Annotated in this window: 22 protein-coding genes; 10 read left to right on the top strand and 12 right to left on the bottom strand. The window is 68.8% G+C overall.

Translation table 11 applies throughout. From position 1 onward, the window contains the following. The first annotated feature begins 5 nt into the window (after window positions 1-5). The gene (locus tag Q0C57_RS19005; RefSeq protein WP_296578866.1) at window positions 6-1,013 is read left to right on the top strand and encodes a 4-hydroxyproline epimerase; all 1,008 of its coding nucleotides are present in this window, start codon (window positions 6-8) and stop codon (window positions 1,011-1,013) included. A 3-nt stretch (window positions 1,014-1,016) separates the two neighbouring features. On the opposite strand, the gene Q0C57_RS19000 is transcribed toward Q0C57_RS19005, so the two are convergent. Further along, complete coding sequence (locus Q0C57_RS19000) at window positions 1,017-1,415, bottom strand: hypothetical protein (RefSeq protein ID WP_296578863.1); 399 nt, start codon at window positions 1,413-1,415, stop codon at window positions 1,017-1,019. Window positions 1,416-1,636: 221 nt separating this feature from the next. Between Q0C57_RS19000 and Q0C57_RS18995 the strand changes: the two genes are divergently transcribed. Beyond that, complete coding sequence (locus Q0C57_RS18995) at window positions 1,637-3,748, top strand: TonB-dependent receptor (protein WP_296578860.1); 2,112 nt, start codon at window positions 1,637-1,639, stop codon at window positions 3,746-3,748. 94 nt (window positions 3,749-3,842) lie between these two features. After that, entirely contained in the window at window positions 3,843-6,152 is a 2,310-nt protein-coding gene (locus Q0C57_RS18990; protein WP_296578857.1) for an ATP-binding protein, read from the top strand. Between the two features lie 11 nt (window positions 6,153-6,163). On the opposite strand, the gene Q0C57_RS18985 is transcribed toward Q0C57_RS18990, so the two are convergent. From Q0C57_RS18985 to Q0C57_RS18940, 10 genes are all read right to left on the bottom strand, one after another. Beyond that, the gene (locus tag Q0C57_RS18985) at window positions 6,164-6,805 is read right to left on the bottom strand and encodes a response regulator transcription factor (protein WP_296578855.1); all 642 of its coding nucleotides are present in this window, start codon (window positions 6,803-6,805) and stop codon (window positions 6,164-6,166) included. Between the two features lie 96 nt (window positions 6,806-6,901). Further along, entirely contained in the window at window positions 6,902-10,036 is a 3,135-nt protein-coding gene (locus Q0C57_RS18980) for an efflux RND transporter permease subunit (RefSeq protein ID WP_296578852.1), read from the bottom strand. Window positions 10,037-10,046: 10 nt separating this feature from the next. Further along, the gene (locus Q0C57_RS18975) at window positions 10,047-11,255 is read right to left on the bottom strand and encodes an efflux RND transporter periplasmic adaptor subunit (protein ID WP_296578849.1); all 1,209 of its coding nucleotides are present in this window, start codon (window positions 11,253-11,255) and stop codon (window positions 10,047-10,049) included. 156 nt (window positions 11,256-11,411) lie between these two features. Further along, a complete protein-coding gene (locus Q0C57_RS18970) occupies window positions 11,412-13,049 on the bottom strand; it encodes an acyl-CoA dehydrogenase family protein (RefSeq protein WP_296578846.1) in 1,638 nt (545 codons plus the stop codon). 129 nt (window positions 13,050-13,178) lie between these two features. Next, a complete protein-coding gene (locus tag Q0C57_RS18965; protein ID WP_296578840.1) occupies window positions 13,179-13,568 on the bottom strand; it encodes a hypothetical protein in 390 nt (129 codons plus the stop codon). A 91-nt stretch (window positions 13,569-13,659) separates the two neighbouring features. Then, complete coding sequence (locus tag Q0C57_RS18960; protein WP_296578836.1) at window positions 13,660-13,971, bottom strand: GNAT family N-acetyltransferase; 312 nt, start codon at window positions 13,969-13,971, stop codon at window positions 13,660-13,662. A 258-nt stretch (window positions 13,972-14,229) separates the two neighbouring features. Next, on the bottom strand, window positions 14,230-14,865 hold the full coding sequence (locus Q0C57_RS18955; protein ID WP_296578835.1) for a hypothetical protein: 636 nt from the start codon (window positions 14,863-14,865) through the stop codon (window positions 14,230-14,232). Next, complete coding sequence (locus tag Q0C57_RS18950; RefSeq protein ID WP_296578832.1) at window positions 14,852-15,193, bottom strand: DUF4258 domain-containing protein; 342 nt, start codon at window positions 15,191-15,193, stop codon at window positions 14,852-14,854. Before Q0C57_RS18950 ends, Q0C57_RS18955 begins: the two co-directional genes overlap by 14 nt. A gap of 284 nt (window positions 15,194-15,477) precedes the next feature. Then, on the bottom strand, window positions 15,478-18,183 hold the full coding sequence (locus tag Q0C57_RS18945; RefSeq protein WP_296578830.1) for a bifunctional acetate--CoA ligase family protein/GNAT family N-acetyltransferase: 2,706 nt from the start codon (window positions 18,181-18,183) through the stop codon (window positions 15,478-15,480). A gap of 174 nt (window positions 18,184-18,357) precedes the next feature. Further along, window positions 18,358-18,972 carry a chloramphenicol acetyltransferase gene (locus Q0C57_RS18940; RefSeq protein ID WP_296578828.1) on the bottom strand — a complete coding sequence of 205 codons (615 nt, stop codon included), beginning with the start codon at window positions 18,970-18,972 and terminating at the stop codon, window positions 18,358-18,360. Window positions 18,973-19,194: 222 nt separating this feature from the next. On the opposite strand from Q0C57_RS18940, the gene phnC reads away from it, so the two are divergent. The 5 genes from phnC to phnE (Q0C57_RS18915) are packed head-to-tail and all read left to right on the top strand — an operon-like array spanning window position 19,195 to window position 23,006. Further along, entirely contained in the window at window positions 19,195-20,001 is an 807-nt protein-coding gene (phnC, locus tag Q0C57_RS18935) for a phosphonate ABC transporter ATP-binding protein (protein WP_296578826.1), read from the top strand. A 39-nt stretch (window positions 20,002-20,040) separates the two neighbouring features. Beyond that, window positions 20,041-20,958 carry a phosphonate ABC transporter substrate-binding protein gene (phnD, locus tag Q0C57_RS18930; RefSeq protein ID WP_296578823.1) on the top strand — a complete coding sequence of 306 codons (918 nt, stop codon included), beginning with the start codon at window positions 20,041-20,043 and terminating at the stop codon, window positions 20,956-20,958. 26 nt (window positions 20,959-20,984) lie between these two features. Continuing rightward, window positions 20,985-21,221: a hypothetical protein gene (locus Q0C57_RS18925; RefSeq protein ID WP_296578821.1), complete on the top strand. Its 237-nt coding sequence runs from the start codon at window positions 20,985-20,987 to the stop codon at window positions 21,219-21,221. Between the two features lie 10 nt (window positions 21,222-21,231). Next, window positions 21,232-22,128, top strand: coding sequence for a phosphonate ABC transporter, permease protein PhnE (gene phnE / locus Q0C57_RS18920; protein ID WP_296578818.1), 897 nt, complete (start codon window positions 21,232-21,234; stop codon window positions 22,126-22,128). Between the two features lie 59 nt (window positions 22,129-22,187). Continuing rightward, window positions 22,188-23,006, top strand: a complete 819-nt coding sequence (phnE, locus tag Q0C57_RS18915; protein ID WP_296578918.1) for a phosphonate ABC transporter, permease protein PhnE — start codon at window positions 22,188-22,190, stop codon at window positions 23,004-23,006. 7 nt (window positions 23,007-23,013) lie between these two features. On the opposite strand, the gene phnF is transcribed toward phnE (Q0C57_RS18915), so the two are convergent. After that, window positions 23,014-23,733 carry a phosphonate metabolism transcriptional regulator PhnF gene (gene phnF / locus Q0C57_RS18910; protein ID WP_296578816.1) on the bottom strand — a complete coding sequence of 240 codons (720 nt, stop codon included), beginning with the start codon at window positions 23,731-23,733 and terminating at the stop codon, window positions 23,014-23,016. A 144-nt stretch (window positions 23,734-23,877) separates the two neighbouring features. Here phnF and phnG point away from each other — a divergent pair, with 144 nt between their 5' ends. Beyond that, on the top strand, window positions 23,878-24,339 hold the full coding sequence (gene phnG / locus Q0C57_RS18905) for a phosphonate C-P lyase system protein PhnG (protein ID WP_296578814.1): 462 nt from the start codon (window positions 23,878-23,880) through the stop codon (window positions 24,337-24,339). Further along, window positions 24,339-24,542 (top strand): phosphonate C-P lyase system protein PhnH (locus Q0C57_RS18900; RefSeq protein WP_296578812.1); only part of this gene is annotated, 204 nt, incomplete at its 3' end. The genes phnG and Q0C57_RS18900, both read left to right, overlap by 1 nt.

The raw sequence follows: 24,542 nt of genomic DNA, 5'->3' as shown, positions 1-24,542 counted from the left end.
GCGCCATGTCCCGCTTCACCTTCACCTGCATCGACGGCCACACCTGCGGCAATCCCGTCCGCGTCGTCACCGGCGGCGCGATCCCGCAACTCGCCGGCGCCACCATGTTCGACCGGCGCCAGGATTTCCTCGCCCGCCACGACTGGATCCGCACCAGCCTGATGTTCGAGCCGCGCGGCCACGACATGATGTCGGGCTCCATCCTCTATCCGCCAACGCGCGCCGATTGCGACGTCGGCATCCTGTTCATCGAGACCTCCGGCTGCCTGCCGATGTGCGGCCACGGCACCATCGGCACGGTGACGACCATCATCGAGCATGGCCTGGTGACGCCGCAGACGCCGGGCGTCCTGATGCTCGACACGCCGGCCGGCCGCGTCGAGGCGCGCTACGTCCAGAACGGCCCGCATGTCGAAAGCGTCCGCCTCACCAACGTGCCCTCGTTCCTGCTCGGGCGCGGCTACGCGGTGGAGGTGGAGGGCCTCGGCCCGCTCACCGTCGACGTCGCCTATGGCGGCAATTTCTACGCCATCGTCGAGCCGCAGCCCGGCTATGGCGACCTCGACGACCTGCAGCCGTCCGAGGTGATCCGCTTCTCGGCCCTGCTCCGCAAGGCCTTCAACGCCCGCCACGCCATCGTCCATCCGGAGAACCCGGCGCTGGACCGCCTGACCCATGTCCTGTGGACCGGTACGCCGAAGCATGGGGGCACCGCCCGCAACGCCGTCTTCTATGGCGACAAGGCCATCGACCGTTCGCCCTGCGGCACCGGCACATCGGCCCGCATGGCCCAGCTCGCCGCCACCGGCCGGCTGAGCGAGGGCGAGGCCTTCGTCCACGAATCGATCATCGGCTCGACCTTCACCGGCCGCATCGAGGGGCGCACGACGGTCGGCGGCCTTGACGCCATCATCCCCTCCATCGAGGGCTGGGCCCGCGTCACCGGCATCAACACGATCTTCGTCGACCACCGCGACCCCTACTGGCAGGGGTTCCAGGTCGCCGACAGATAGGCTTCATCCGCGCGGCGCCAGCACCGGATGGGCCGGGCGGTAGGGCTCGATCCGCACGATGCCGGCGGCCATCAGCGCCACCTTGACGGTTGGTGCCATCACCAGCGCACCGCCATCGCCACGGCGTACGCCATAGTGCCAGACCGTCATCTGGCCCTCCGCCGCGATCTTGCGGGCGAGCGCCTCGACCGGTTGGCCGGTGCCGAGCCCCGCCATCTCCGCCGCAGTGAGCCCGACCACCACCGTGTCGCGCGGGCCGACGACGTTGAACAGGGTGACTGCGACCTCGGGGCCCGTCTGCGCCAGGGCGCCGACAGCCGCGACCCCGGCCAGGGTGGCGCCGGCGGCGAGGCCGGCCAGCATCCGGCGGCGGTTGGCAAGGCGCAGCGTGAGGGCGGTCATGGTCGAAGCTCCGGGTTGCGGGCGGCGGCCTCGCCGCCATGTCGGCGCCTTGTGCCGCGCCGCCATTTCAGCTGGAGGGCCCGTGCCGCTGCCGGCGTTTCAGCACTGAAAAGCAACAGCGCCGATCCCTTCCGCCGCCTGCCCCACCGTTACGGGTTGACAGGCCACATTTCACGGCAGAATAAGTAATGTTGTAACATTGCATTCATGCCGGAGTTGCCATGCGCCCTGACCGCCACGCCCTTTCCCCGGCAAGCCTCGTCATCCTCGCCCTCGCCGCCTCCCCCGCTTCCGCCCAGACGGCCCTGCCGGAGATCCTCATCGAGGCGCCGCGCAACCCTGATGGCGCCAGCCGCGACCTTGGCCTCACCGACGGCCAGCTGCGCATCATCGACCGCGCCTTCGTGCCGGTCACCGTCATCCCCGAGAGTGAAATCCGCCGCAACGGCGGCGGCACGCTCGGCGACCAGCTCAACACTGTGCCCGGCGTGACCGGGTCGAGCTTCGCGCCGGGCGGCGCCAGCCGGCCGATCATCCGCGGCCTCGACAATGCGCGCATCCGCATCCAGGAGAACGGCATCGGCGCCCAGGACGTCTCCGACCTCTCCGAGGACCATGCCGTGCCCATCGATCCGCTCGCCGCCGAGCGCATCGAGGTCATCCGCGGCCCGGCGGCGCTGCGCTTCGGCTCGCAGGCCATCGGCGGCGTGGTCAATGTCACCAACGAGCGCATCCCCACCCGCCTCGGCCCGCCCGGCGTCAGCGGCATGATGACCGGCGGCCTGTCCTCGGTCGACCGCGGCATCGACGGCGCCGCCCGGGTGCGCGGCTCCTCCGGCCCATGGGCCTTCTCCGCCGATATCTTCGGCCGCAATGCCGGCGACTACGCCACCCCGCAGGGCCGGCAGGACAATTCCTTCGCCCGCACCTTCGGCGGCTCCTTCGGTGCCTCCTATGTCTTCGACCAGGGCTATATCGGCGCCGCCATCGCGCAGTTCCGCTCGCTCTACGGCATTCCCGGCGCCGGCTCGGCCGCCGACCGCGTCCGCATCGACATGGTGCAGACGCGCCTGACCTCCAAGGGCGAGATCCGCTTCGACGGTGCGATCGTCGACAATGTCCGCTTCTGGCTCGGCGGCTCGCTCTACCGCCACAACGAGCAGGCGCTCGACATGGGCGCCTTCGCCACCGCTTCCACCTTCCGCAACGAGGAGCTGGAGGGACGCGTCGAGACGGCGTTCCGACCGTTCGAGACCGGCTTCGGCACCCTCAACACCACGTTCGGCGTGCAGTTCGGCGCCCAGAACCTCGGCACCTCCGGCGAGGCCGGCGGGCTCCTCGCGCCGACCCATACCCGCACCGCCGCCGCCTTCCTCTTCAACGAACTCGCCCTGTCGCCAACGACGCGCCTGCAGGCTGCCGCCCGCATCGAACAGGCGCGCGTCGGCGGCACCGCCTCGCTCTTCCCCGCCGGCCTCGACCCGGCCGGCGGCGCCCCGGCGGAATTGGCCGCGGTGCGCAATTTCGCGCCGATGAGCGCCAGCCTCGGCCTGCTGCAGAACCTGCCCGGCGGCTGGGTGGCGAGCCTCACCGGTCAATATGTGGAACGCGCGCCGCGCGCCCAGGAGCTCTATTCCAAGGGCCCGCACGAGGCTTCGGGCACTTTCGAGATCGGCGATCCCAACCTCTCCAAGGAGCGCGCCCAGACCATAGAACTCGGCCTGAGGCGGGCCCAGGGCGCCTGGCGGGTCGATGCGACCGCCTTCTACACGCGCTATTCCGGCTTCATCTATAAGCGCCTGACCGGGCTCACCTGCGACGACGATTTCGCCACCTGCGGCTCGGGCGGCGGTACCGAACTGCGCCAGCTCACCTTCTCCCAGCAGGACGCCACCTTCTACGGCACCGAGCTGCGCGGCCAGGTCGACCTCGGCGAGATCGCCGGCGGCACCTTCGGCATCGAGGGCCGCTACGACTTCGTCCGCGCCACCTTCGCCGGTGGCGCCAACGTGCCGCGCATCCCGCCCCATCGCCTCGGCGGCGGCCTGTTCTGGCGCGACGCCAACTGGTTCGCCCGCGTCACCCTGCTGCACGCCTTCGCCCAGAACCAGAACGCCGCGGAGGAGACGCCGACGCCCGGCTACAACCTGCTCAATGCCGAGCTCAGCTACCGCATGGCGCTGAAGCCGGGATCAGGCGCCGAGAGCCTGACCTTCGGCCTTGTCGGCACCAACCTGCTCAATGCCGACATCCGCAACCACGTCTCCTTCAAGAAGGACGAGGTGCTGATGCCGGGCCGCGGCCTGCGCTTCTTCACCACCGTCCGGTTCTGAGGGCCCCTGAAGGCGCCCACCGACCGGCCCGCCCTGCCGCAAAGGGCGGGCCGTGCCCCTTGCCGCCCTTCGGCGAAGGGCCGACAGTGCGGCCATGGCAATCGATGCGACGTCCCTGACCCGGCCGGGCCTGCGCGGCATCCTCACTGGTACGCTGGCGGTCCTGACCGCGGCCCTCATCCTGTCGGTCACCGCCGTGGTCGTCTGGACCGCCACCGGCGAGGCGCAGCGCTCCATCGGGCGCTCCCTCGGCGATCTCGCCGCCTTCATGCGCGAGGCGCTGGAGAGCGATGTCTACGAGCGCTGGCGCTCGACCCGGACCCTCTCGACCCTGCCGGCCTTCACCAATCCGGCGAGCCCCTACCAGGGCAAGCGCGTCATTCTCGACCGGGTCAAGTCCAACGTCGAGGAGATCGTCTGGGTTGGCCTCGCCGACCTCGACGGCCGCGTCACCGTCGGCTCCGGCGGCATCGGCGAATCCGGCGACGTCACCGGCCGGCGCTGGTTCGCCGCGGCCCGCGCCCGGCCCGCCCTCGCCCCGGGCGAGCCCGAACGCCCGACGATCCAGACCACGCCGGGCGAAAGGGTCGTCGAGATCGGCGTCAATGTCCGCGATGCCTCCGGCAGCCCGGTCGGGGTCCTCGGCATGCTGGTGAGCTGGGACTGGCTCGGCCACCTGCGCCGCTCGCTCATCGACCGGTCCCAGGGCCGGCAGTCGGACCTCGAGGTCATCGTGCTGGATGGCGAGGGACGCACCGTCATCGGCGACCAGAACCATCTCGGCGCCGCCCTGGCCCGCCGGGTCGCCCAGCGCTCGGACGGCTTCGCCATCGACACCCTGCCCGACGGGCGCTCCATGGTGATCGGCACCAGCCGCGCCTCCGGCGGCCGCGGCATCGAGGGTCTGGGATGGCAGATCGTCGTCACCTCCAGCGCCGCCGTCGCCTTCGCGCCGGTACAGGAATTGCGCCGGCAGATCATCGCCGCCGGCGGCATTGTCGGCCTGATGGTGCTCGCCGCAGGCTGGTGGGTGGCCGGTCGCATCGCCAGCCCGCTGCAGGCCATTGCCGCCCGCGCCGACCGCGTCGGCCTCGCCGAAGCGCTGGACGGCGTCACGATCGAGGTGCCGAAGAGCTCGTCACAGGAGATCGTCTCCCTTGCCGCCTCGCTGCAGGGCATGATCGATCGCCTCGCCGACAACGAGGAGGCGTTGAAACACCTCGCCAACACGCTTGAGCACCGGGTCGCCGTCCGCACCGGGGAGCTGGAAATGGCCAATCACGCCCTCTCCGCCGCCCGTGACGCGGCAGTGGCGGCCACCGCCGCCAAGTCGCGCTTCCTCGCCGCCGCCAGCCATGACCTGCGCCAGCCGCTGCACGCTCTCTCGCTCTTCGCCAATGCCCTGTCACGCCGGGTCCAGGGCGACGAGCCGCGCCGCCTCGTCGCCAATATGGAGACGACGCTCGGCTCGCTCCAGGACATGTTCAACGCCCTGCTCGACGTCTCACGCCTTGATGCCGGCATCGTCGTCGCCGCACCGCGCACCTTCGTCATCGGTGACCTTCTGGAACGGGTCGCCGCCGGCTTCCGCGCCCAGGCCGCCGCCCGCGGCCTCGAATTCCGCCTCGTCTCCTCGGCGCTGCCCGTCACCTCCGACCCGGTGCTGATCGAGACGGTCCTGCGCAACCTGGTCGGCAACGCCCTGAAATTCACTGCAGCGGGCAAGGTGCTGGTGGGCGTGCGGCGGCGCGGCAACCACGCCGTGCTGGAGATCCACGACACCGGGCCCGGCGTCGCCGAAGAGGACCGCGAGCGCGTCTTCGAGGAATTCGAGCGGACCCGGATCGCCGCCCACGGCCAGAATGACGGCCTCGGGCTCGGCCTGTCCATCGTCCGGCGCCTGTGCCGCCTGCTCGGCCACCGCGTCAGCCTGGCGAGCCGGCGCGGCCACGGCACCGTGTTCAGGGTGGAGCTGCCGCTGGCCGCCGCCGTCCTGCCGCGGCTGAAGGCCCCGGCCGTCCAGCCCGACCTGGCGCTGGCCGGCCGCCATATCCTCATCCTTGACGACGAGCCGATGATCGTCGACGCCCTCGCCCAGACCCTGCGCGACGACGGCGCCACCGTCACCGCCACCTGCAGCAGCGCCGAAGCGACCGCTGCACTCGCCGGCGACCGGCCGGTCGATCTCGCAGTGATCGACCTGCAACTCGAGCGCGGCGTCGACGGGCTCGACCTCATCGCCGACTGGCGCCGCCAGCAGGACTTCGCCTGCCCGGCGCTCATCGTTACCGGAGCCACCGATCCGCAGACCCTGGCGCGGCTGCAGGCGAGCGGCACGCCGTGGCTGACCAAGCCGGTGGCCCTGCCCGTGCTGCGCGCCGCACTGGCCAGGCTGGTCGACTGAGGGGCGGAGGATCAGCCCCGCGCCAGCAGCGGCGCGGCGACGGCCGCCGCGGCGGCCCGGTTCGACACGCCGAGATGGCGGAACACCGCGGCGAGGTGGATCTTCACCGTGCCGTGGCCGAGATCGAGGGCCCGGGCGATCTCCTTGTTCGACCGGCCTTCGACCAGCAGACCCAGCACGTCGCGCTGGCGCGGTGTCAGGCGCGCCAGGTCGATGCCGGCGGAGGGCGCGCTCTCGCCGGCGAAGCCGGCCCCATAGGCGAGGCTCGCCGGCACGTAGATCGCGCCGTCCATGATCGACCGCAGCGCCGCCACCAGATCGTCGTCCTTGAGGCCCTTGGGAACGAAGCCGTTGACGCCGGCGGCCAGCGCCGCCAGCACATCGGCGCGGTTGTCGGAACCGCTGACGACGGCGACGCGCAGGGCCGGATAGCATTCGCGCACGGCGGCGAGCGAGGCGGCACCCTGCATGCCCGGCATCGACAGGTCGAACAGGGCGAGGGCAATGCCTTCGGTCTCGCCGAGCCTGGCCAGCGCCTCGTCCAGGGACGCGGCCTCCTCGACATCGTCGAAGCCGAGCCTGTCCTTCAGCGTGAAGGCGAGACCCATCCGGTACATTCCGTGGTCGTCGGCGATGACGGCGATGCGCGACATGGCCGCAAGGCGTAGGACCGCGGCGGGAGCGCTGTCAATGCGCGGGCGCGGCGCCGCGGGTCACCGACCCGCGACCCTGCCATGTCGCGCCGCGCATCACTCCGCCGGCTGGCCCCGGGCGACCCCCGCGGGGGCCGGCTTGGCGGCGGGATCGGCAGCGCTGCCGCGCCGCGAGATCCAGCCCGCCAGGCCGTCGAACATGAGATAGACGACCGGCGTGATGTAGAGCGTCAGCAGCTGCGACACCGCCAGGCCGCCGACCACCGCGACGCCGAGCGGCATGCGCAGTTCGGCGCCGGCGCCATGGCCGATGGCGATCGGCACAGCGCCGAGGATGGCGCAGAGCGTCGTCATCATGATCGGCCGGAAGCGCAGGACAGCCGCCTCGACGATGGCCTCCTTGGCGCTGGCGCCCTCGTTGCGCCGTTCGATGGCGAAGTCGACCATCATGATCGCGTTCTTCTTGACGATGCCGATCAGCATGACGAGGCCGATCATGGCGATCACCGAGAGCTCGAAGCCGGTGAGCTGCAACGTCAGCAGCGCCCCGATGCCGGCCGAGGGCAGGCCCGACAGGATGGTCAGCGGGTGGATGAAGCTCTCATAGAGGATGCCGAGGATGATGTAGATGACCAGCACCGCCGCGAAGAGCAGGAAGGCCTGGTTCGCCACCGCCTGCTGGAACACCTGCGCGGTGCCCTGGAAACTGGTGGCGATGCTGGCGGGCAGGCCGACCTCGCGCGCCGCGCCCTCGATCAGCGTCACCGCCTGCGACAGGGCAACGCCCGGCGGCAGGTTGAAGGAGATCGTCACCGCGGGAAGCTGGGCGAGGTGGCCGACGGTGAGCGCGGTCGGCTGTTCACGCAGGCTCGCCACCGCATCAAGCGGCACGATGACGCCGGTGGACGCCCGCACCGTCAGCCGCCGCAGCATGTTCGCGGTGTCGTTGAACTTCGGATCCGCCTCGAGGATCACCTGATAGGTGTCCTCCGAGGCATAGATCGTCGAGACCTGCCGCGAGCCGAAGGCCGAATAGAGCGTCGAGCGCACCTGGTCGGCGGTCACCCCGAGCCGCGAGGCCGCGTCGCGGTTGATCTCCACCGTCGTCGACCGCGCCCGCATCTGCAGGTCCGAATTGACGTCGAGAATGCCCGGCAGGCTGCGCATGCGCTGCTCGACCAGCGGCGCATATTGGCGCAACTGGTCGAGATCCGCCCCGGTCAGCGTGTACTGGTACTGCGACCGGCTCTGCACCGCCCCCACATTGATCGACTGCACCGGCACGAAGAAGATCTGGATGCCCGGCACCTCGGCGGCGATCCGGCGCAGGCGGGCGATGACGACCTGAATCGAATCCTTGCGCTCCGGCTTGTCGCGCAGCGTGATGAACAGCCGGCCGGCATTCTGGGTGTTGGCGGCATTGCCGCCGCCGGCATTGGCCATCACCATCGCCACGTCGGGATCGGTGCGGATGGCGGCGGCGAGCGCCTGGGTGCGCGCCACCATGGCTGCGAAGGAGGCATCGTCCGGGCCGATGGTCGCCGCCGTGATCAGGCCATTGTCCTCGATCGGGAAGAAGCCCTTGGGGATGTCGCGGAACAGGACATAGGTCAGGCCGAAGGTGCCGACGGTGATGGCCAGCATGATCACCGGCGCATTGACCACCTTGCGCACCGACCAGCCATAGCCGCGCGTCATGGCGGAGAAGGCCGCCTCGAACCAGCGCAGCGGGAAGATCGGCCGCTTGTGGTGGTCGATCGGCTTGAGCATGCGCGAGCAGAGCATCGGCGTCAGCGTCAGCGAGACGATGCCCGAGATCAGGATGGCGGTGGAGATGACGACGCCGAACTGCGCGAACATGCGCCCGACGACGCCGCCCATGAACAGCACCGGGATGAACACGGCGACGAGCGAGATCGTCATCGAGATGATGGTGAAGCCGACCTCGCGCGAGCCCACCAGCGCCGCCTGGAAGGGGTCCATGCCCTCCTCGATGTGGCGCATGATGTTCTCGAGCATGACGATGGCATCGTCGACGACGAAGCCGACGGCCAGCGTCAGCGCCAGCAGCGAGATGTTGTCGATCGAATAGCCGAGCACATGCATCACCGCGAAGGTGCCGACGATGGAGATCGGCAGCGCCAGCGCCGGGATGAGCGTCGCCCGCCAGCTCTTCAGGAAGAACCAGATGACCAGGATGACGAGCATGGCGGCGAGCGCCAGGGTGAACTCGACATCGGCGACCGACTCGCGGATCGACTTGGAGCGGTCGTTCAGCACCGAGATCTCGTAGGCGGCCGGCGCGTCCCGCTGGATCTGCGGCAGCAGCGCCCGCACCCGGTCGACGACATCCACCGTATTGGCGTCAGGCTGGCGCTGCACGGCGAGGACGATGGCGCGCTTGCCGTTCAGCCAGGCGGCGATCCGGTCGTTCTCGACACTGTCGATCGGCGTGGCGACGTCGGAGACGCGCACCGGCGCGCCGTTCTGCCAGGCGATGACGACAGGGCCGTAATCGGCGGCGCGGGTGATCGGCCCCGTCGCATCAAGGATCGCGGCACGGCTGCCCTCGTTGACCGAGCCGACCGGACGGTTGGAATTGGCCGCGGCCAGCGCCGTCTGCAGGTCGTTCATCGTCAGGCCGCGCGCCGCCAGCTGTTCGAGGTCGGCGCGGATGCGGACGGCGTATTTCTGCGTGCCGAAGACCAGAACCTGGGCCACGCCGGGCAGCGAGGCCATGCGCGGCAGGATCATCGAATTGGCGAAGCGGTCGACATCCGACAGGCGGGCGAGATCGGAGGAGATGGCGAGGAAGATGACCGGCTGGTCGGCCGGATTGACCTTCCTGAAGCTCGGCGGCGTCGTCAGCTCCGCCGGCAGGCGGCGCATGGCGGAGGAGATCTGCGACTGCACGTCGAGCGCGGCGCCGTCGATCGAGCGGTTGAGGTCGAACTGCAGCACGATGGAGGTGTTGCCGAGCGAGGAGGTCGACGTCATCGACGTCACGCCGGCAATGGTCGAGAACTGCTTTTCCAGCACCAGCGCCACCGACGACGCCATGGTCTCGGGGCTGGCGCCGGGAAGCTGGGCGCTGACCTGGATGGTCGGGAATTCGACGCGCGGAATGGCGGCGACCGGCAGCTGCCGGTAGCCGAACATGCCGGCTGCGAGGAAGGAGACCATCAGCAGGATGGTCATCACCGGACGGCGGATGCAGAGTTCCGACAGCATGGCCTGATCCTCAGCTCTGCGGCGCGCGCGGCGCGGCCGGCACGTCGCCCGTCCCGGCCTGGCGCGCCGCCACCGGCACGCCATTGGCGAGCCGCAGCTGCCCGGAGGTGATCACCTGTTCGCCCCCCGCGAGGCCTTCCGCCAGAATCGCCGTGTCGCCGACCGTGCGGGCAACCCTGACCGGCACGACCGCGGCGCGGCCCTCCTTCACGGTGAAGACATAGGGCCCGTTCTGCCCGACCTGCAGCGCCACGGCGGGGATGACCACTGCATCCTCCTGCATGCCGAGGGTCACCTTCACCGGCACGAAGGATCCCGGCCAGAGCTGCTCCGATCCGTTCTCCATCCGCGCCTTGGCGGTGACCGTACCGGTGGCGAGGTCGACCTGATTCTCGATGAAGGCGATCGTCCCGGTGGAGGTGCGCCCGCCAATGCTCGCCTCGACCTTGATCCGGGTCGGATCGTCGCCGATGAGGGCGCGCATCTCGTAGAAGGTCGCCTGCGGCACGGCAAAGGCGATGTGGATCGGATTGATCTGGTTGATGGTCGTCATCGCCACCGCGTCCGCATTGCGCACGGAGGTGCCGACCTTGGCGGCGATCGAGCCGATGCGGCCCGTCAGCGGCGCGGTGATGCGGGTGTAGCTGAGCTGGGTGGTGATGTTGGTAAGGCTGGCCTCGTCGGCGGCGAGCTGGGCCTCCACCGCCTTGACATTGGTGATGGCATTGTCGCGGGCGACCTCGGTGCCGACATTGCGGCGGCTGAGGTCGAGGGCACGCTCGCGGTCGCGCACCGCCTGTTCGAGCTGGGCCTTGGTGCGCAGGATCTGCGCCTCGATCTGGGCGAGCTGGGCCCGCAGCACCCGGTCATCGAGGCTGAACAGGAGATCACCCTGCTTCACGGAGGCGCCCTCCGCGACATGGACGGCGGCGACCTGGCTGTCGATCCGCGCCTTGATCTGCAGCGCCGCGATCGGCTGCACGGTGCCGACGGCCTCGACCATGATCGGCACATTGCGCTTCTCGGCACGCGCCAGCGTCACCGCGACCGGCGGTCCGCCGCCACCGGGGCGGCGCCCCTGGGCCGCAGGCGCCTCGGCGGGTTTCGGCGCCATCCAGGCCTGCGCCTGGAGATAGGCCTTCTCGGCGAGGTCGGGACGCCAGGTGGCGATGCCGCCGACGACGGCCAGAAGCCCGAAGACGATGATCACGCGCAGCATGGGCCCTCCGATCCGGCTCGGGCGATCCGCAAGCGGCGGACGCGTTTTTTCCCAGAAGGCACCCTAGACCGCCGGGCCCACAAGGCTATTCGGCCCGATGGTCTAGGCCATCGCCTCAGCGCGGACTGTGGGCGCGCTGCCGCTTCGCCGCATCCCTCAGGCCAGGCCGCGGGCGAGGATCGCATCCATGTCGGCCCCCGCCGGCAGCACCCCGAAACTGCGACCGCCCGCGCCGCCGAGCCGTGTGGCGATGAAGGCGTCCGCCACCGCCGCCGGCGCGCCCTGGACCAGCAGCGCGGCCTGCAGCACCAGCGCCATCCGCTCCGCCACCCGCCGCGCCTCGGCTTCCCCCGGCACCCGCCGCAGGAGCACGAACAGCTCCTCGACCGCCGCGTCGAGGATCGGGCTCTGTCCGCGCGCTGCCGTCACCTCCGCCGCGAAGGCCTCGCGCGCCGCTGGCTCGCGGCCGAGCGTCCGCAGGATGTCCAGCGCGATGACATTGCCCGACCCCTCCCAGATGGCGTTGAGCGGGCTCTCGCGGAACAGCCGCGGCAACGGGCTTTCCTCCACATAGCCGGCGCCGCCATGGCACTCCATGCACTCGTAGACGAAATTCGGGTTGCGCTTGGTCAGCCAGTATTTCGCCACGGCCACCGCCAGCCGGGCAAAGGCTTTCTCGCCCTCCCCCGTGCCGGAAAAGGCCCGGGCCACCCGCATCGTCAGCGCCACCGCCGCCTCGTAGTCCAGCAACAGGTCGGCCACCACCGCCCGCATGGCCGGCTGGTCGATCAGCGTCTTCTGGAAGGCCCGCCGGTGGCCGACATGATGGCGCGCCTGGGCCAGCGCCATGCCCATGATGCCGACCGTCCCGGCGATCGTGTCGAGGCGGGTATGGTGGACCATCTCGATGATGGTCGAGACGCCCCGCCCCTCCTCGCCGAGCAGCACGGCATGGGTGTCGTGATACTCGATCTCGGCGGAGGCGTTGGAGCGGTTGCCGAGCTTGTCCTTCAGCCGCATGACATGGAGGCTGTTGCGCGCCCCGTCGGGGGTGATGCGCGGCACCAGAAAGCAGGACAGGCCCCTGTCGGTCTGCGCCAGGGTCAGGAAAGCGTCGCACATCGGCGCCGAGCAGAACCATTTGTGGCCGGTGAGGCGGAAGTCCGCGCCGTCGCGCCAGGCCCGCGTCGTGTTGGCGCGCACGTCGCTGCCGCCCTGCTTCTCCGTCATGGCCATGCCGATGGTCACGCCGCGCTTCTCGGCGATCGGGCGCAACGGCGCGTCATAGGTGCCGCCGACGATCTTCGGCACCCAGGCGGCGGCGATGTCGGGCTGGTGGCGCAGCGCCGGCACACTGGCATAGGTCATGGAGATCGGGCACATCGTGCCCTGTTCGGCCTCGGTGAACAGGGCGAGCAGCGCCGCATGGGCGACATGGTTGCCGGGCCGTTCCTCGGCCCAGGCAATGGCATGGATGCGGTGATCCATGGCGAGTTCCATGAGCCGGTGGTAGCTCGGATGGAACCGCACCTCGTCGACCCGCCGGCCATAACGATCGAACACCGTCAGCTCCGGCGGATGGCGGTTCGCCTCCTCGCCCCAGGCCAGCACCTCTTCCGACCCGACCGCGGCGCCGAGCGCGGTCAGCGGCGCGTCCAGCCAGGCGCCACCCTCGCGCAGCGCCCAGTGGCGCAGGACCGGATCGGCGGTGAAGAGATTGCGGCCGGCGAAATCCGGCGGCTGGTTGGTCACCTCGTGGGTGGCGAGGCGGGTCGACGGCGCGTGACGGGGCATGGTGGCTCTCCGACGGGTGTCCGGGCCGGCGACACTGCCACGGGCGGCTCCCCCCGGCCATCGGCCGAAGGAATGGTACGAAACGCGAGCCGCCTGAAGTCCTTCGGCCGATGCCCGGCGCCGAGGCCGTCAGCGGCCCGGGACCTGGCGCCAGCGATTGACGAGTTCGATGGCAGCCCATGCCCCGGCAATGGCGCACAGGACGCTGGCCACCAGCGCGACGGCGAAGACGACACCACCGGCGGCCGCCAGCGAACCCGTATAGGGAAGGGACATGGCTGCGGCGAAGCCGCCGAGCTGGGCGCCCAACAGGCCCCCAATCGTCGCGACGAGGAGGTTGACGAGCCAGCCGAAAGGACCGCGCCGCCTGGTCCAGGCCTCGTGGATCCCCACGGCCAGAATGATCCCCAGGATGACTGCGCCGATCGTGAGCGGCCCGCCCACACTGGCCAGAGGGATCATGCCAGTCGCCTGCAACAACAGGATGGCGGTGACACCGAATACTGCGATGTAGACCATGGCCAGGCCCCCGCTCAGGTCGCACGGGAAGCCTAGAGGGTGGAACGTCCGTTGGCAAAGCAGCCGCAGAGCCGTCTTGGCCCGCGGGCGATCACAGTCCGAGGGCCGTCCTGTAGGAGGGATGCAGGAGGTCGCGATCCTCCGGATGCTTGCCGAACCAGGCGGCGAAGAACGGGCAGACCGGCATGACCTTGAGGTCGCGCTCCCGCGCCGCCTTCAGCCCGGCCTGGATCAGCGCCGAGCCGATCCCGCGGCCACCGAGGGCTTCGGGCACCTCGGTGTGGGTGAACATGATCGCGCCCTTGATCAGCCGGTATTCGGCAAAGGCAAGGTGGCCGTCGACGCGGGCCTGGAACTGCTGCGCCTCGGGGTTGTCGACGACGGCGATGGCGGCGGTGGTCATGGGAGGCTCCTCTTCGGGGGACACGGTGTGGGATGAAACCTCCTCCCATCGACCCGCCGGGACAAGCAGCCGGCGCCCAAGCCGGGCTTGCGCCGATGCAAGGGAACCGGAGGGTAAAAGAGTGCAACCTCTGCACGCTCAATGCCACGCCCCCGGAGAGCGACCAACGATGCGAGGCTGCACCGCAACAATAAAGCCCAGCCCACCCGGATTGGGTGGACTGGACAAATTCAACCCCGGAAATGACGGCCAAAAAGCTTAGGCTGCTTTTTGATTTGGGCTCCACCCGTCACTATTAGGAGATCCCTTCCCCAGAGGCGATTTATTGTCGTTAGAGCGAACCTGTCGCACAAACGAAAATTCCAGGTCATCGTCCGCGGAGAAAACGGACTCTATCTTCATCCGGATAAAGAAGTTAGCGAATTCATTCTCCATCTTAGTCCGCTCCTCCTTGTCCATCCCCTTGCTAGCTTGCTGGTTCATAACCGCAATAAGCGTATCGTTGGGCTTCCTAAAATAGGAGGCCATGAACGCAAACAAGCGGAATAGCTTCTCGCTGGCACCGGAAAGCACCTTCGCGTTCGATTCACAGCGCGACCAATGCTCCAGTGACACATCCAAAAAGCGCGCGATATCCTTCGACTTCAAGTCCAAGGACTTCCTGACGAATTTCAACTCTGCCCCGTTAAGCTTCCGCGGGTGCATTACACGTGTCCTGACCACCGCATTGATAAGCCCACACAGATCGGGGATTTCCACAATTTCCTCACCGGTGGCTGGGTCAAACTTAACCTCAACACTGTTGATGAGCGAAACCTTGAAGGGCGCGCCTAGGGTATCGATGTCGTACCTTTCGACGATCCCCGTATTCAGGTGCTTTTCACGCCGCGCCATCGCTGTCGTCCTCTTTCGATGCCACTACTTCAATTTTGCGGAGCTCGACACGAACCAATGATGACTCGACTTCCAACCAGACTCTGATGCGTCGGCCATCGTCGTCGTGTCCCTCCACAACCCATCTCGCTCCCGGGCCATCGTGCTTCTCGCTGAAGACAACGAGGCCGGAGCGCAGAACGTTTCGAATGTCCACCAGCGACAACCCTGTCGCTCGCAGCTGAGCCGGCCTGAAGCTGAAAGGCGCATCTGAGGGCATATACGTTTCCGCATACGCCCGGATCCAGTTTGTCTCGAACTCCAGAATACGCGGGCTCTGGCTCGGCATTCGACGCCTCCTGTTAGCAGGAGATCGTTAACAGATCATTGATCTAAGATCAATATCTACATGACCCTTGATCAACGCGATATCGTCCGTTCGGGCGAGCCTGGGTTAAGCGGGCTTTCGGGGAACGTCGCTTACTCCTCGACACACGCCCCAAGGCCGCGTGATGGTCCGCCTCTTTGCCTCCCGGCGCATTTCCCCAACCTGACCGAAATCCTGCCATGCAGCGTGACGCTGGGGATAACTTTCCGCCCCGACCCAGGCGACGCCTGGCCTTGCGCCGAAATCTATCCCGCCTCGCCCAGGTCCAGCACCACCTTCTGCAGCGCGGGGTCATCAGGATCGGTGCCGACCCGGAAGCCGAGCTCGCGGGCCAGGGCCAGCATCCGGACATTCTCCGCCAGCACCTGGCCATAGATGCGCCGGGTGCCCTGCCGGCGGCCATAGGCGATGATGAGCTGCATCAGCGACAGGCCGAGGCCGCGGCCCTGCTGGTCGGAACGCACGAAGATGGCATATTCGGCATTCTCGTTGTCCGGGTCGGCATGGAGACGGACGGCACCCAGCATGTCGCCGCCGGCCGGGTCGAGGGCCACCAGGACCATCGAGCGGGCATAGTCGATCTGGGTCAGGCGGGCGATGAAGGCGTGGGAGAACTCCTTCACCGGGGCGAAGAAGCGCTGGCGGATATCGTCGGGGTCGACCCGCTCGAAGAAGCTGCGGAACAGCTGCTCGTCCTCGGGACGGACCGGGCGCACCTTGCAGGCGAAGCCGCTGTCGGTGACGAGGTCCTGCTCCCATTCCTTCGGATAGGGACGGATGGCGAAGCGCGGATGGCCGCCGCGCACCAGGCCCCTGGCCTTGGGCGCGCCGACGGCGATGCGGGCGTCGAGTGCCAGGATCCCCGCGGCATCCGCCAGCAGCGGGTTGATGTCGATCTCGGCGACCTGCGGCAGGTCGGCGGCGAGCTGCGACAGCCGCACCAGGATTTCCGCGACCTTCGGCGTGTCCACCGGCGGCACGTCGCGGTAGCCGGCCATCTGCTTCGCGATCCGGGTGCGGGCGATCATGTCGCGGGCGATGCGCATGTCCAGCGGCGGCAGCGCCAGCGCGCGGTCCTTGATCAGTTCCACCGCCTTGCCGCCGCGGCCGAACAGCATCACCGAGCCGAAGGTCGGATCGTCGGCGAGGCCGGCAATGAGCTCGATGGCGCCGGGCCGATAGACCATCGGCTGCACCATGACGCCGTCGATGCGCGCCTGCGGCATCGCCTTGGCCACCCGCGCCAGCATTTCGGTGACCGCCGCCTCCACCGCCTCGCGGCTGGCGAGCCCGAGCCGGACCCCGCCGACATCGGATTTGTGGGTGATGTCGGGCGACAGGATCTTCACCGCGATGGCCTGGCCGGCGGCGAGGAAGGGCGCGGCAAAGGCGACGGCCTCCTGCGGCGTCGCGGCGGCGGCGATCGGCACGGTCGGGATGCCGTAGGCGGTGAGGATGCGGTCGACGAGCAGCGGATCGAGCCAGCGCTTCTCGGCCTTGACCGCCGCGTCGAGTTCGGCGCGCAGGGTGGCGAGGTCCTCCGGCGAGACGATGGCGGCATTTTCCGGCGTCTCCATCAGCGCATCCTGGCCGCGCCGGTAGCGCACCATGTGCATGAAGCCGCGCACCGCCTCCGATTCGGTCGGGTAGCTCGGCAGTCCCGCCTTCGCGAAGAGGTCGGTGGCCGCCTCCTGGTCGCCGAGCCAGACGGTGAAGACCGGCTTCATGCGGCCGCCGCGACTCCTGCGGTCGGTCACCACCGTCGCCACCGCCTGGGCTGCATCGAGGCTCGGCAAGAGCGCCGTCGGGCAGTTCATCACCAGCACGGCGTCGATGTCGCGGTCCTCGAAGACCGCTTCCATGGCCGCTGCATAACGGGCGGCATCGGCATCGCCGATGATGTCGACGGGATTGCCGCCCGACCAGGTCGGCGGCATGGCGGCGTCGAGCTTGGCCTTCGTCGCCGCCGCCAGCGCGGCAACCCGGCCGCCATGGTCGACCAGGGCGTCGACGGCCAGCACGCCGAGCCCGCCGCCATTGGTGACGATGCCCAGCCGGTCACCGGCAAAGGAGGGATAGCGCGACAGCGTCTCGGCGGCGGCGATGAGCTCGTCGAGATCGTTGACGCGCACCAGGCCGGCGCGCGCGAAGGCGGCGGCATAGACGTCATCCGCGCCCGCGAGCGCGCCCGTATGCGACTTCGCCGCGCTCGCCGCCGCGAGGCTGCGGCCCGCCTTCAGCACGATGACCGGCTTCGAGCGCGCGGCCGCACGCGCGGAGGCCATGAACTTGCGCACATCCTTGATCGCCTCAATATAGACGAGGATCGCGCGCGTGCGGTAGTCGGCGGCGAAATAGTCGAGGCAGTCGCCGATATCGACGTCGAGCTGGTCGCCCAGCGTCACGACGCCGGAAAAGCCGATGCGGCGCACCTCCGCCCATTCGAGCAGGGCTGCCGCGATGGCGCCCGACTGCGACACCAGCGCCAGCGAGCCCGGCCGCGTCTGGCGCGAGGCGAAGCTCGCATCCACCCCGCCATGCGGGGCGATGACGCCGAAGCAATTGGGCCCGACGAGCCGGATCCCCTTGCCGCGCACGGCGGCATCGAGACGCCCGGTCGCCGTCTCATAGCCCTGCCGGTCGAGCGCCGAGATGACCACCGCCGCCGGCACGCCGAGCCGCGCCGCCTCCTCGACCAGTGCGGGAATGGTTGCGCCCGGCGTCGCCATGACCACGAGATCGGGGACGGCCGGCAGGCTGGACAGCGAGGCGAAGGCCTCGCGGCCCGCCACCGTCCGGTGTTTCGGGTTGACGGGCAGCAGCTGACCGGCAAAGCCCGCCCTGACCATGTTGGCCATCAGCGCCTGCCCCATCGAATGCGGCCGGTCGGTGGCCCCGACCACGGCGACCGAGCGCGGCGCGAAAAGCCGGTCGAGGCGATAGAGGGACATGGAAGGTCTCCGTCGGTGCAGGGGGCAGAGGCCGGGGCCACACTCTAGGCGTCGGACGAAGGCGCTGGAAGGCCGGCGGCGCCATGTCGCCGCGAAGGCCCCGGCGCTGCGACGACATGGATCAATGTTGCATCGCACCCGTGACGGTAAGGAGACGGACGCCCCCGCGCCGGCTCAGCCGCCATGCCGCTCCAGGAACGCCTCCACCGGCAGGGTCCGGAAATCCGGCAGGGCGAGGCGCAGCCGGGCGTGATCCCAGTCCCACCAGGCCAGGGCCTCCAGCCTTTCGGCAACCGCCTCGGTGAAGCGGCGCTTGATCACCCGCGCCGGGTTGCCGCCGACGACGGTGTAGGGCGCGACATCCTTGGTCACGATGGCGCCCGCCGCGACCACGGCGCCGGTGCCGACATGCTTGCCCGCCAGCACCACACCGCCATGGCCGATCCAGACGTCGTGGCCGATTGTCACGGCATGGGAACGCCGCCAGTCGAAGAACCCGGCCTCGTCGGGCTCGCCGTCGAAATAGCGCGACGCCCGGTAGAGGAAATGGCTCTGGCTCGCCCGCTCCATCGGGTGGTTGCCGGGGTTGATCCGCACATGGGAGGCGATGGAGCAGAACTTGCCGATGGTCGACATGTCGATCTGCCCGTCCTGCACGATGTAGGAGTAGTCCCCCATCACCGTTTCGGAAATCACCGTCCGGGCGCCGACCTCCGTATAGGCGCCGAGGCGGCTGTCGCGCACGGTGGCGGTGGCGTGGATCGCGGGTTCGAGGCCCAGCTTGCTCATGGGAACGGCATCCTGATGGTTCATGCGGCGCCCGCCGCACGTGGTCACGGCAGATGACGGCGTGATGACGGTTTCGCGACATCGGCCATGTATCCCCGCCAATATCCGCGAGTCGCTTTTGAATGACGACTGTCACACGACTGTAATTGGGCTGCCCTAGAGCGCAGGAAGGCAGGGGTCTGGTCCCCTCGCCGAATGCCTATGCGCGACGAGGGCTGGTGCATGCTGACGATCGACAGGATATCGCGACGCTTCGGTGCGAAGACGGCGGTCGACGATGTCTCGCTCGAGGTCGCCCGGGGCGCCTTCGTCGGCGTCATCGGCCGGTCCGGTGCCGGCAAGTCGACACTGCTGCGAATGGTCAACCGCCTGCAGGAGCCCTCTGCCGGCCGGATCATCTGCGACGGAACGGACGTCACCGACCTCAAGGGCCAGGCCCTGCGCGACTGGCGCCAGTCCTGCGCCATGATCTTCCAGCAGTTCAATCTGGTCGGCCGCCTGGACGTGCTGACCAACGTGCTCATGGGCCGTCTGAACCATGTCGGTCAGGCCCGCTCCCTGCTCAAGCTGTGGAGCGCCGAGGACAAGGCCATCGCCCTGTCCGCCCTCGAGCAGTTCGACATCGCCTCCCTCGCTTCGCAGCGCGCCGAAAGCCTCTCGGGCGGCCAGCAGCAGCGCGTCGCCATCGCCCGCGCCCTGGTGCAGGAGCCCAATATCATCCTCGCCGACGAGCCCATCGCCTCCCTCGACCCACGCAACACCCGCATCGTCATGGACGCGCTGCAGCGGATCAACCGGCACTACGGCATCACCGTCATCTGCAACCTGCACTCCCTCGACCTCGCCAAGTCCTATTGCGACCGCCTGGTTGGCATGGCGCAGGGCCGGATCGTCTTCGACGGCCCCCCGGCAGCCCTCACCGACGAGGTCGCGCGCGACCTCTACGGCATCGAATCCGGCGATGTCCTCGACGGCCATACGCCCGTTCCCGCCCCCGCTCCGGCCCTGCCGGCGGCGGCCTTCGCCTGACAGCCCGCCCTTTCACCCGAGGTCCCGGAGACCACCACCATGCTCGACCGCCGTACGATCGTCGCCGGCCTTGCCGGCCTGCCCTTCGCCTCCGCCGCCGCTTCCGCCCAGGGCGCCTGGCAGACGCGCTTTCCTGAACTCGTCTTCGCCGTCGTTCCGGCCGAGAACGCGTCGGGCCTCACCGAGCGTATGGCGCCTTTCAACGCCTATCTCGCCCGGGAGCTCGGGGTGAGGGTCACGCTGCGCATCGCCAACGACTATGCCGCGGTGATCGAGGGCCAGCGTTCCGGCCAGATCCATCTCGCCTATTACGGCCCCTCGTCCTATGTGCGCGCCCACACTGTCACCAACGGCGCTGTCGAGCCTTTCGTCACGACGATCAACTCGGACGGCTCCATCGGCTATTTTTCGGTGCTCTACACGCGCGCCAACAATCCGGCCACCTCGATCCAGGACCTGAAGGGCAAGAACCTCTGCCTCGTCGACCCCAATTCGACCTCGGGCAACAACGTGCCGCGCTATGCCATGAGCCGCATGGGCATTCCCAATCCTGACCAGCATTTCTCCCGGGTCGTCTATGCCGGCAGCCACGAGAATGCGATCACGGCCGTCGCCCAGGGCACCTGCGACGCCGCCTTCAACTGGTGGAATTCCGAGCAGGACTCGAATTTCTCGCGCATGGTCAACAAGGGCATGGTCAAGTTCGAGGACTTCAAGATCATCTTCAAGTCCGAGCTGATCGCCGGGTCGCCCTATGCCTGGCTGACCGCGCTGCCGGCTGACGCCAAAGCCGCCATCCTGAAGGCCTTCCTCGAGGCCCCGCAGAAGGACAAGGCCGCCTTCGACCGTCTCTCCGACGGCAAGGATCGCGGCTTCCAGAAGGTGACGCATCAGGACTACATCCCCGTCGTCGAGTTGCAGAAGTTCGTCGACCAGATGCGCCGCGCCCGCTCCTGACGGCATCATCAGAGGCTCCCGCCGTCATGCGGGAGCCTCATTCATCGTTCCGCGCCCGTTCAGGACATCAGTGCCATGGTCGCGTGCCGGCTCGCGACACCGTCCGCCGCGCTTCTATCGACGCCGCGCCAGCCGACCGCGAGGCCTTCCTGCGCATCAGCAATGGCAATGCCACCCCTTATGTTTCCGTGAAGCCCGAGGAGTACCAGGTGATGATCGATCTTGCGCGCTTCATCGACCAGACGCGCCGCCGGCGGAGCTGAGAAGGACCCGATGTCCACCGCCGTTCCCCGCCTGCCCGATCACCAGCTCTCGGCCCTGGCCGGCGCCTATGCCGAGGCGGTCGCCGCCAAGCGGCGCCAGCTCTATATCGGCCTCGCGCTCTTCATCCTCGCCTACATCATCGCCGGGATCGTCGCGGAGGTCCGTCCCACGACCTTCTTCACCAACCTGTGGCGGTTCACTGATTATATCGGCCGCATCTTCACCCTCGAACAGGGGGCCGCCGCCGGCCGCTTCGTTCTCTTCGACGTCGTCGAATGGATGTGGGGCTTCGACAAGTGGATGAAGCTCCTCTGGGAGACGCTGCTCATCGCCTATGTCGGCACGCTGATCGGCGCCATCGGCGGTTTTGCCTTCTCCTTCCTGTCCGCCCGGAACCTGACGCCCAATTCCACCATCGGTTTCCTGGCCAAGCGCTGGCTCGAATTCTTCCGCACCGTGCCGGAAATCGTCTTCGCACTGATCTTCGTCGTCGCCTTCGGCCTCGGCCCGGTGCCCGGCGTCCTCGCCATCGCCCTGCATACCTTCGGCGCCCTCGGCAAGCAGTTCGCCGAGGTCGCCGAGAACATCGACATGAAGCCGGTGGACGGCCTGACCGCCACCGGCGCCACCTGGAGCGAATGCATGCGCTTCGCCGTGGTGCCGCAGGTCCTGTCGAACTATGCGAGCTATGCGCTGCTGCGCTTCGAGGTCAATGTGCGCGGCGCCGCGGTGATGGGTTTCGTCGGCGCCGGCGGCATCGGCCAGGATCTCGTCGAGGCCATCCGCAAGTTCTACTATTCCGACGTCTCGGCCATTCTCGTGCTGATCATCGCGACGGTCATGATCATCGATCTCGCCACCGAGTGGCTGCGTCATCGCCTTATCGGCCTGGATCAACGCTCATGACCATGCCCGCCGCCGAACATCCGCTGCGCAGTGCCGCCCGCGCCGACCGCGACGGCCTCATGCAGCGCCATCCCGCCATTTTCCATCCCTCACCGGCGCGGCGGATCCGCGCCGGACTGATCATCGCCCTGCTGGTCGGGCTCTTCGGCTATGGCCTCGTCGTCCTCGACTTCGATCCCGCCCGCCTCGTCTCCGGCATCGGCAAGCTCGGCCATTTCCTCTGGTTCATGCTGCCGCCCTCCACCGGCACCTGGGCGAAATTCTTCGTCTATCTCCACGCGCTCGCCGAGACCGTGGCCATCGCCTTCCTCGGCACCTTCACGGCGGCCATTCTCGCGCTGCCGGTCGGGTTCCTCGTGGCGAAGAACATCGTTCCCAATGTCGTCATCCATTTCCTGTCGCGCCGCATCGTCGACACGATCCGCGGCGTCGACGAACTGATCTGGGCGCTGATCTGGGTGGGCGTCGTCGGTCTTGGCCCCTTCGCCGGCGTCCTCGCCCTGCTCTGCTCCAATTTCGGGTTGTTCTCCAAGCTCTTCTCCGAGGCCATCGAGGCCGCCGACCGCAAGGCTTCGGAAGGCATCGCCTCCTCCGGCGGCGGCAAGCTGCATGGCATCCGCTTCGGCATCCTGCCGCAGGTCCTGCCGATCTTCGGCAGCCAGGTTCTCTACTTCTTCGAGAGCAACACGCGCTCGGCCACCATCATCGGCATTGTCGGTGCCGGCGGCATCGGCCTGCATCTCGCCGAGCAGATCCGCGTGCTGGAATACCAGCATGTCTCGGCGCTGATCCTGATGATCCTGGTGACGGTCGCCATCATCGACCAGGTCTCGACGCGGCTGCGCTTCGCCCTGATCGGCGAGCGCGCCGCGCCCTGAGCCGGCTCTAGCCGCCGACCGTCAGCCGCACGCGGTCGGCGCAGAAATGCGACCGCGCCCACTGGATCGGCACTCCGTCGGGATCGACATTGATGCTGTCGATGACCAGCACCGGCCGGCCCTCGGCGATTTCCAGCCGGGCCGAATCGGTCGCATCGGCGACGGCCGCGCCGACCTTGGTGGAGGCCCGCCGGTAATCGCTCACGCCGCAGGCGGCGAGCGCGGCGGTGATCGATCCGGTCGCGGCATAGACGCCGGGGACCTCGGCGAAGCGCGGCAGCGGAAAGGCAGTGACCGCCCAGGAGATCGGCACCCCGTCGGCGAAATGCGCGCTCTCGACCATCACCACCGGATCCTCCGGCGAGAGGTCCAGCGCCTCGGCGATCTCCAGGCTCGCACCTGCCTGGCTATGGCCGAGCAGCCGGCCGGCGGGATCGCGCGCCTGGCCAACCACGATCTCCGAGAAGCGCGTGCGCGTGCTGATCGGATAGGTCAGGGGCTTGGCCTCCACATAGGTACCCGAGCCCTGCGTGACGCGGATCAGGCCCTTGTCGACCAGGGATTTGATCGCCTGCCGCACCGTATGGCGGTTGACGCCGAAGCGTTCGGTCAGCGCCGCCTCGGTCGGCAGCCGCGTCCCCGGCACGAGTCCGCCGCCGGCAATCTCCGCCTCGATCACCTCGGCGATCTGCCGCCAGACCGTGACCCCCCTGCCCCTCGCCAGCATGCCCTCTCCCGTCATTCGCCTGTCACGGCCCGCGACCGATATGCGGAACCGCCCACCCCTCGTGCGCCGCCTCCGTCAATTTCACACTTGCCGGGCCGCGCCAACTGTCATAAAACCGTAATTGTATAGATCAATATACAAATCATGACAGCGATTGCCAACGTGCCCGATTCCTCTGAGACCGCCCGCAAGGCTATCATGGCGGCGGTTTCCCGCGCGACCATTGCCGAGCTCGCGGGCCTCGACGCCCTGGCCGGCGACGCCGTGCGTGTCCTGCGCGCCCCCGAGATCGGCCTGGTCATGGTGCGGGGCCGCGTCGGCGGCGACGGAGCGCCCTTCAATCTCGGCGAGGCCACGGTCACCCGCGCCGCCGTCGCGCTGCCGGACGGGACCATCGGATTCGGCCACGTGCTCGGCCGCGACAAGGACAAGGCGCGCCTCGCCGCCCTTGCCGACGCCCTGTGGCAGGCGCCCGCCACCCGCGACGCCGTCGAGGCCCTGCTGCGCCCGGTGCGCGACCGCATCGCCGCCGAGGCCACCGTGAAGCGCGAGCGCGCCGCCGCCACCCGCGTCGACTTCTTCACCATGGTCCGCGGAGACAATTGATGGCCCTCGCCCGCGCCTTCGCCGATCCCGTCCACGGCGCCCAGCAGACCTTCCGCGCCGTGATGAACGCCCTGGCCCGGCCCGGCACCCTGCAGCCGGTCGACGGGCTGGCCGAGGCGCCGGCGCCGCTGTCGCCGGTGGCCGGCGCCGTCGCCGTCGCGCTCGCCGACTACGAGACCCCGCTCTGGCTGGACGCGCCGCTC

Origin of the sequence: Phreatobacter sp. (assembly GCF_022843985.1) — a bacterium.
Classification (GTDB): domain Bacteria; phylum Pseudomonadota; class Alphaproteobacteria; order Rhizobiales; family Phreatobacteraceae; genus Phreatobacter.
The sequence above is the reverse complement of the archived record's forward strand: the minus strand, read 5'-3'. Positions and strand labels throughout refer to the sequence as shown.

Bases quoted from the DNA above. Each gene is read 5' to 3' on its own strand.
- Q0C57_RS19005 (WP_296578866.1), top strand. From the start codon at position 6: ATGTCCCGCTTCACCTTCACCTGCATCGACGGCCACACCTGCGGCAAT.
- Q0C57_RS19000 (WP_296578863.1), bottom strand. From the start codon at position 1,415: ATGACCGCCCTCACGCTGCGCCTTGCCAACCGCCGCCGGATGCTGGCC.
- Q0C57_RS18995 (WP_296578860.1), top strand. From the start codon at position 1,637: ATGCGCCCTGACCGCCACGCCCTTTCCCCGGCAAGCCTCGTCATCCTC.
- Q0C57_RS18990 (WP_296578857.1), top strand. From the start codon at position 3,843: ATGGCAATCGATGCGACGTCCCTGACCCGGCCGGGCCTGCGCGGCATC.
- Q0C57_RS18985 (WP_296578855.1), bottom strand. From the start codon at position 6,805: ATGTCGCGCATCGCCGTCATCGCCGACGACCACGGAATGTACCGGATG.
- Q0C57_RS18980 (WP_296578852.1), bottom strand. From the start codon at position 10,036: ATGCTGTCGGAACTCTGCATCCGCCGTCCGGTGATGACCATCCTGCTG.
- Q0C57_RS18975 (WP_296578849.1), bottom strand. From the start codon at position 11,255: ATGCTGCGCGTGATCATCGTCTTCGGGCTTCTGGCCGTCGTCGGCGGC.
- Q0C57_RS18970 (WP_296578846.1), bottom strand. From the start codon at position 13,049: ATGCCCCGTCACGCGCCGTCGACCCGCCTCGCCACCCACGAGGTGACC.
- Q0C57_RS18965 (WP_296578840.1), bottom strand. From the start codon at position 13,568: ATGGTCTACATCGCAGTATTCGGTGTCACCGCCATCCTGTTGTTGCAG.
- Q0C57_RS18960 (WP_296578836.1), bottom strand. From the start codon at position 13,971: ATGACCACCGCCGCCATCGCCGTCGTCGACAACCCCGAGGCGCAGCAG.
- Q0C57_RS18955 (WP_296578835.1), bottom strand. From the start codon at position 14,865: ATGGCGCGGCGTGAAAAGCACCTGAATACGGGGATCGTCGAAAGGTAC.
- Q0C57_RS18950 (WP_296578832.1), bottom strand. From the start codon at position 15,193: ATGCCGAGCCAGAGCCCGCGTATTCTGGAGTTCGAGACAAACTGGATC.
- Q0C57_RS18945 (WP_296578830.1), bottom strand. From the start codon at position 18,183: ATGTCCCTCTATCGCCTCGACCGGCTTTTCGCGCCGCGCTCGGTCGCC.
- Q0C57_RS18940 (WP_296578828.1), bottom strand. From the start codon at position 18,972: ATGAGCAAGCTGGGCCTCGAACCCGCGATCCACGCCACCGCCACCGTG.
- phnC (WP_296578826.1), top strand. From the start codon at position 19,195: ATGCTGACGATCGACAGGATATCGCGACGCTTCGGTGCGAAGACGGCG.
- phnD (WP_296578823.1), top strand. From the start codon at position 20,041: ATGCTCGACCGCCGTACGATCGTCGCCGGCCTTGCCGGCCTGCCCTTC.
- Q0C57_RS18925 (WP_296578821.1), top strand. From the start codon at position 20,985: ATGCGGGAGCCTCATTCATCGTTCCGCGCCCGTTCAGGACATCAGTGC.
- phnE (WP_296578818.1), top strand. From the start codon at position 21,232: ATGTCCACCGCCGTTCCCCGCCTGCCCGATCACCAGCTCTCGGCCCTG.
- phnE (WP_296578918.1), top strand. From the start codon at position 22,188: ATGCAGCGCCATCCCGCCATTTTCCATCCCTCACCGGCGCGGCGGATC.
- phnF (WP_296578816.1), bottom strand. From the start codon at position 23,733: ATGCTGGCGAGGGGCAGGGGGGTCACGGTCTGGCGGCAGATCGCCGAG.
- phnG (WP_296578814.1), top strand. From the start codon at position 23,878: ATGACAGCGATTGCCAACGTGCCCGATTCCTCTGAGACCGCCCGCAAG.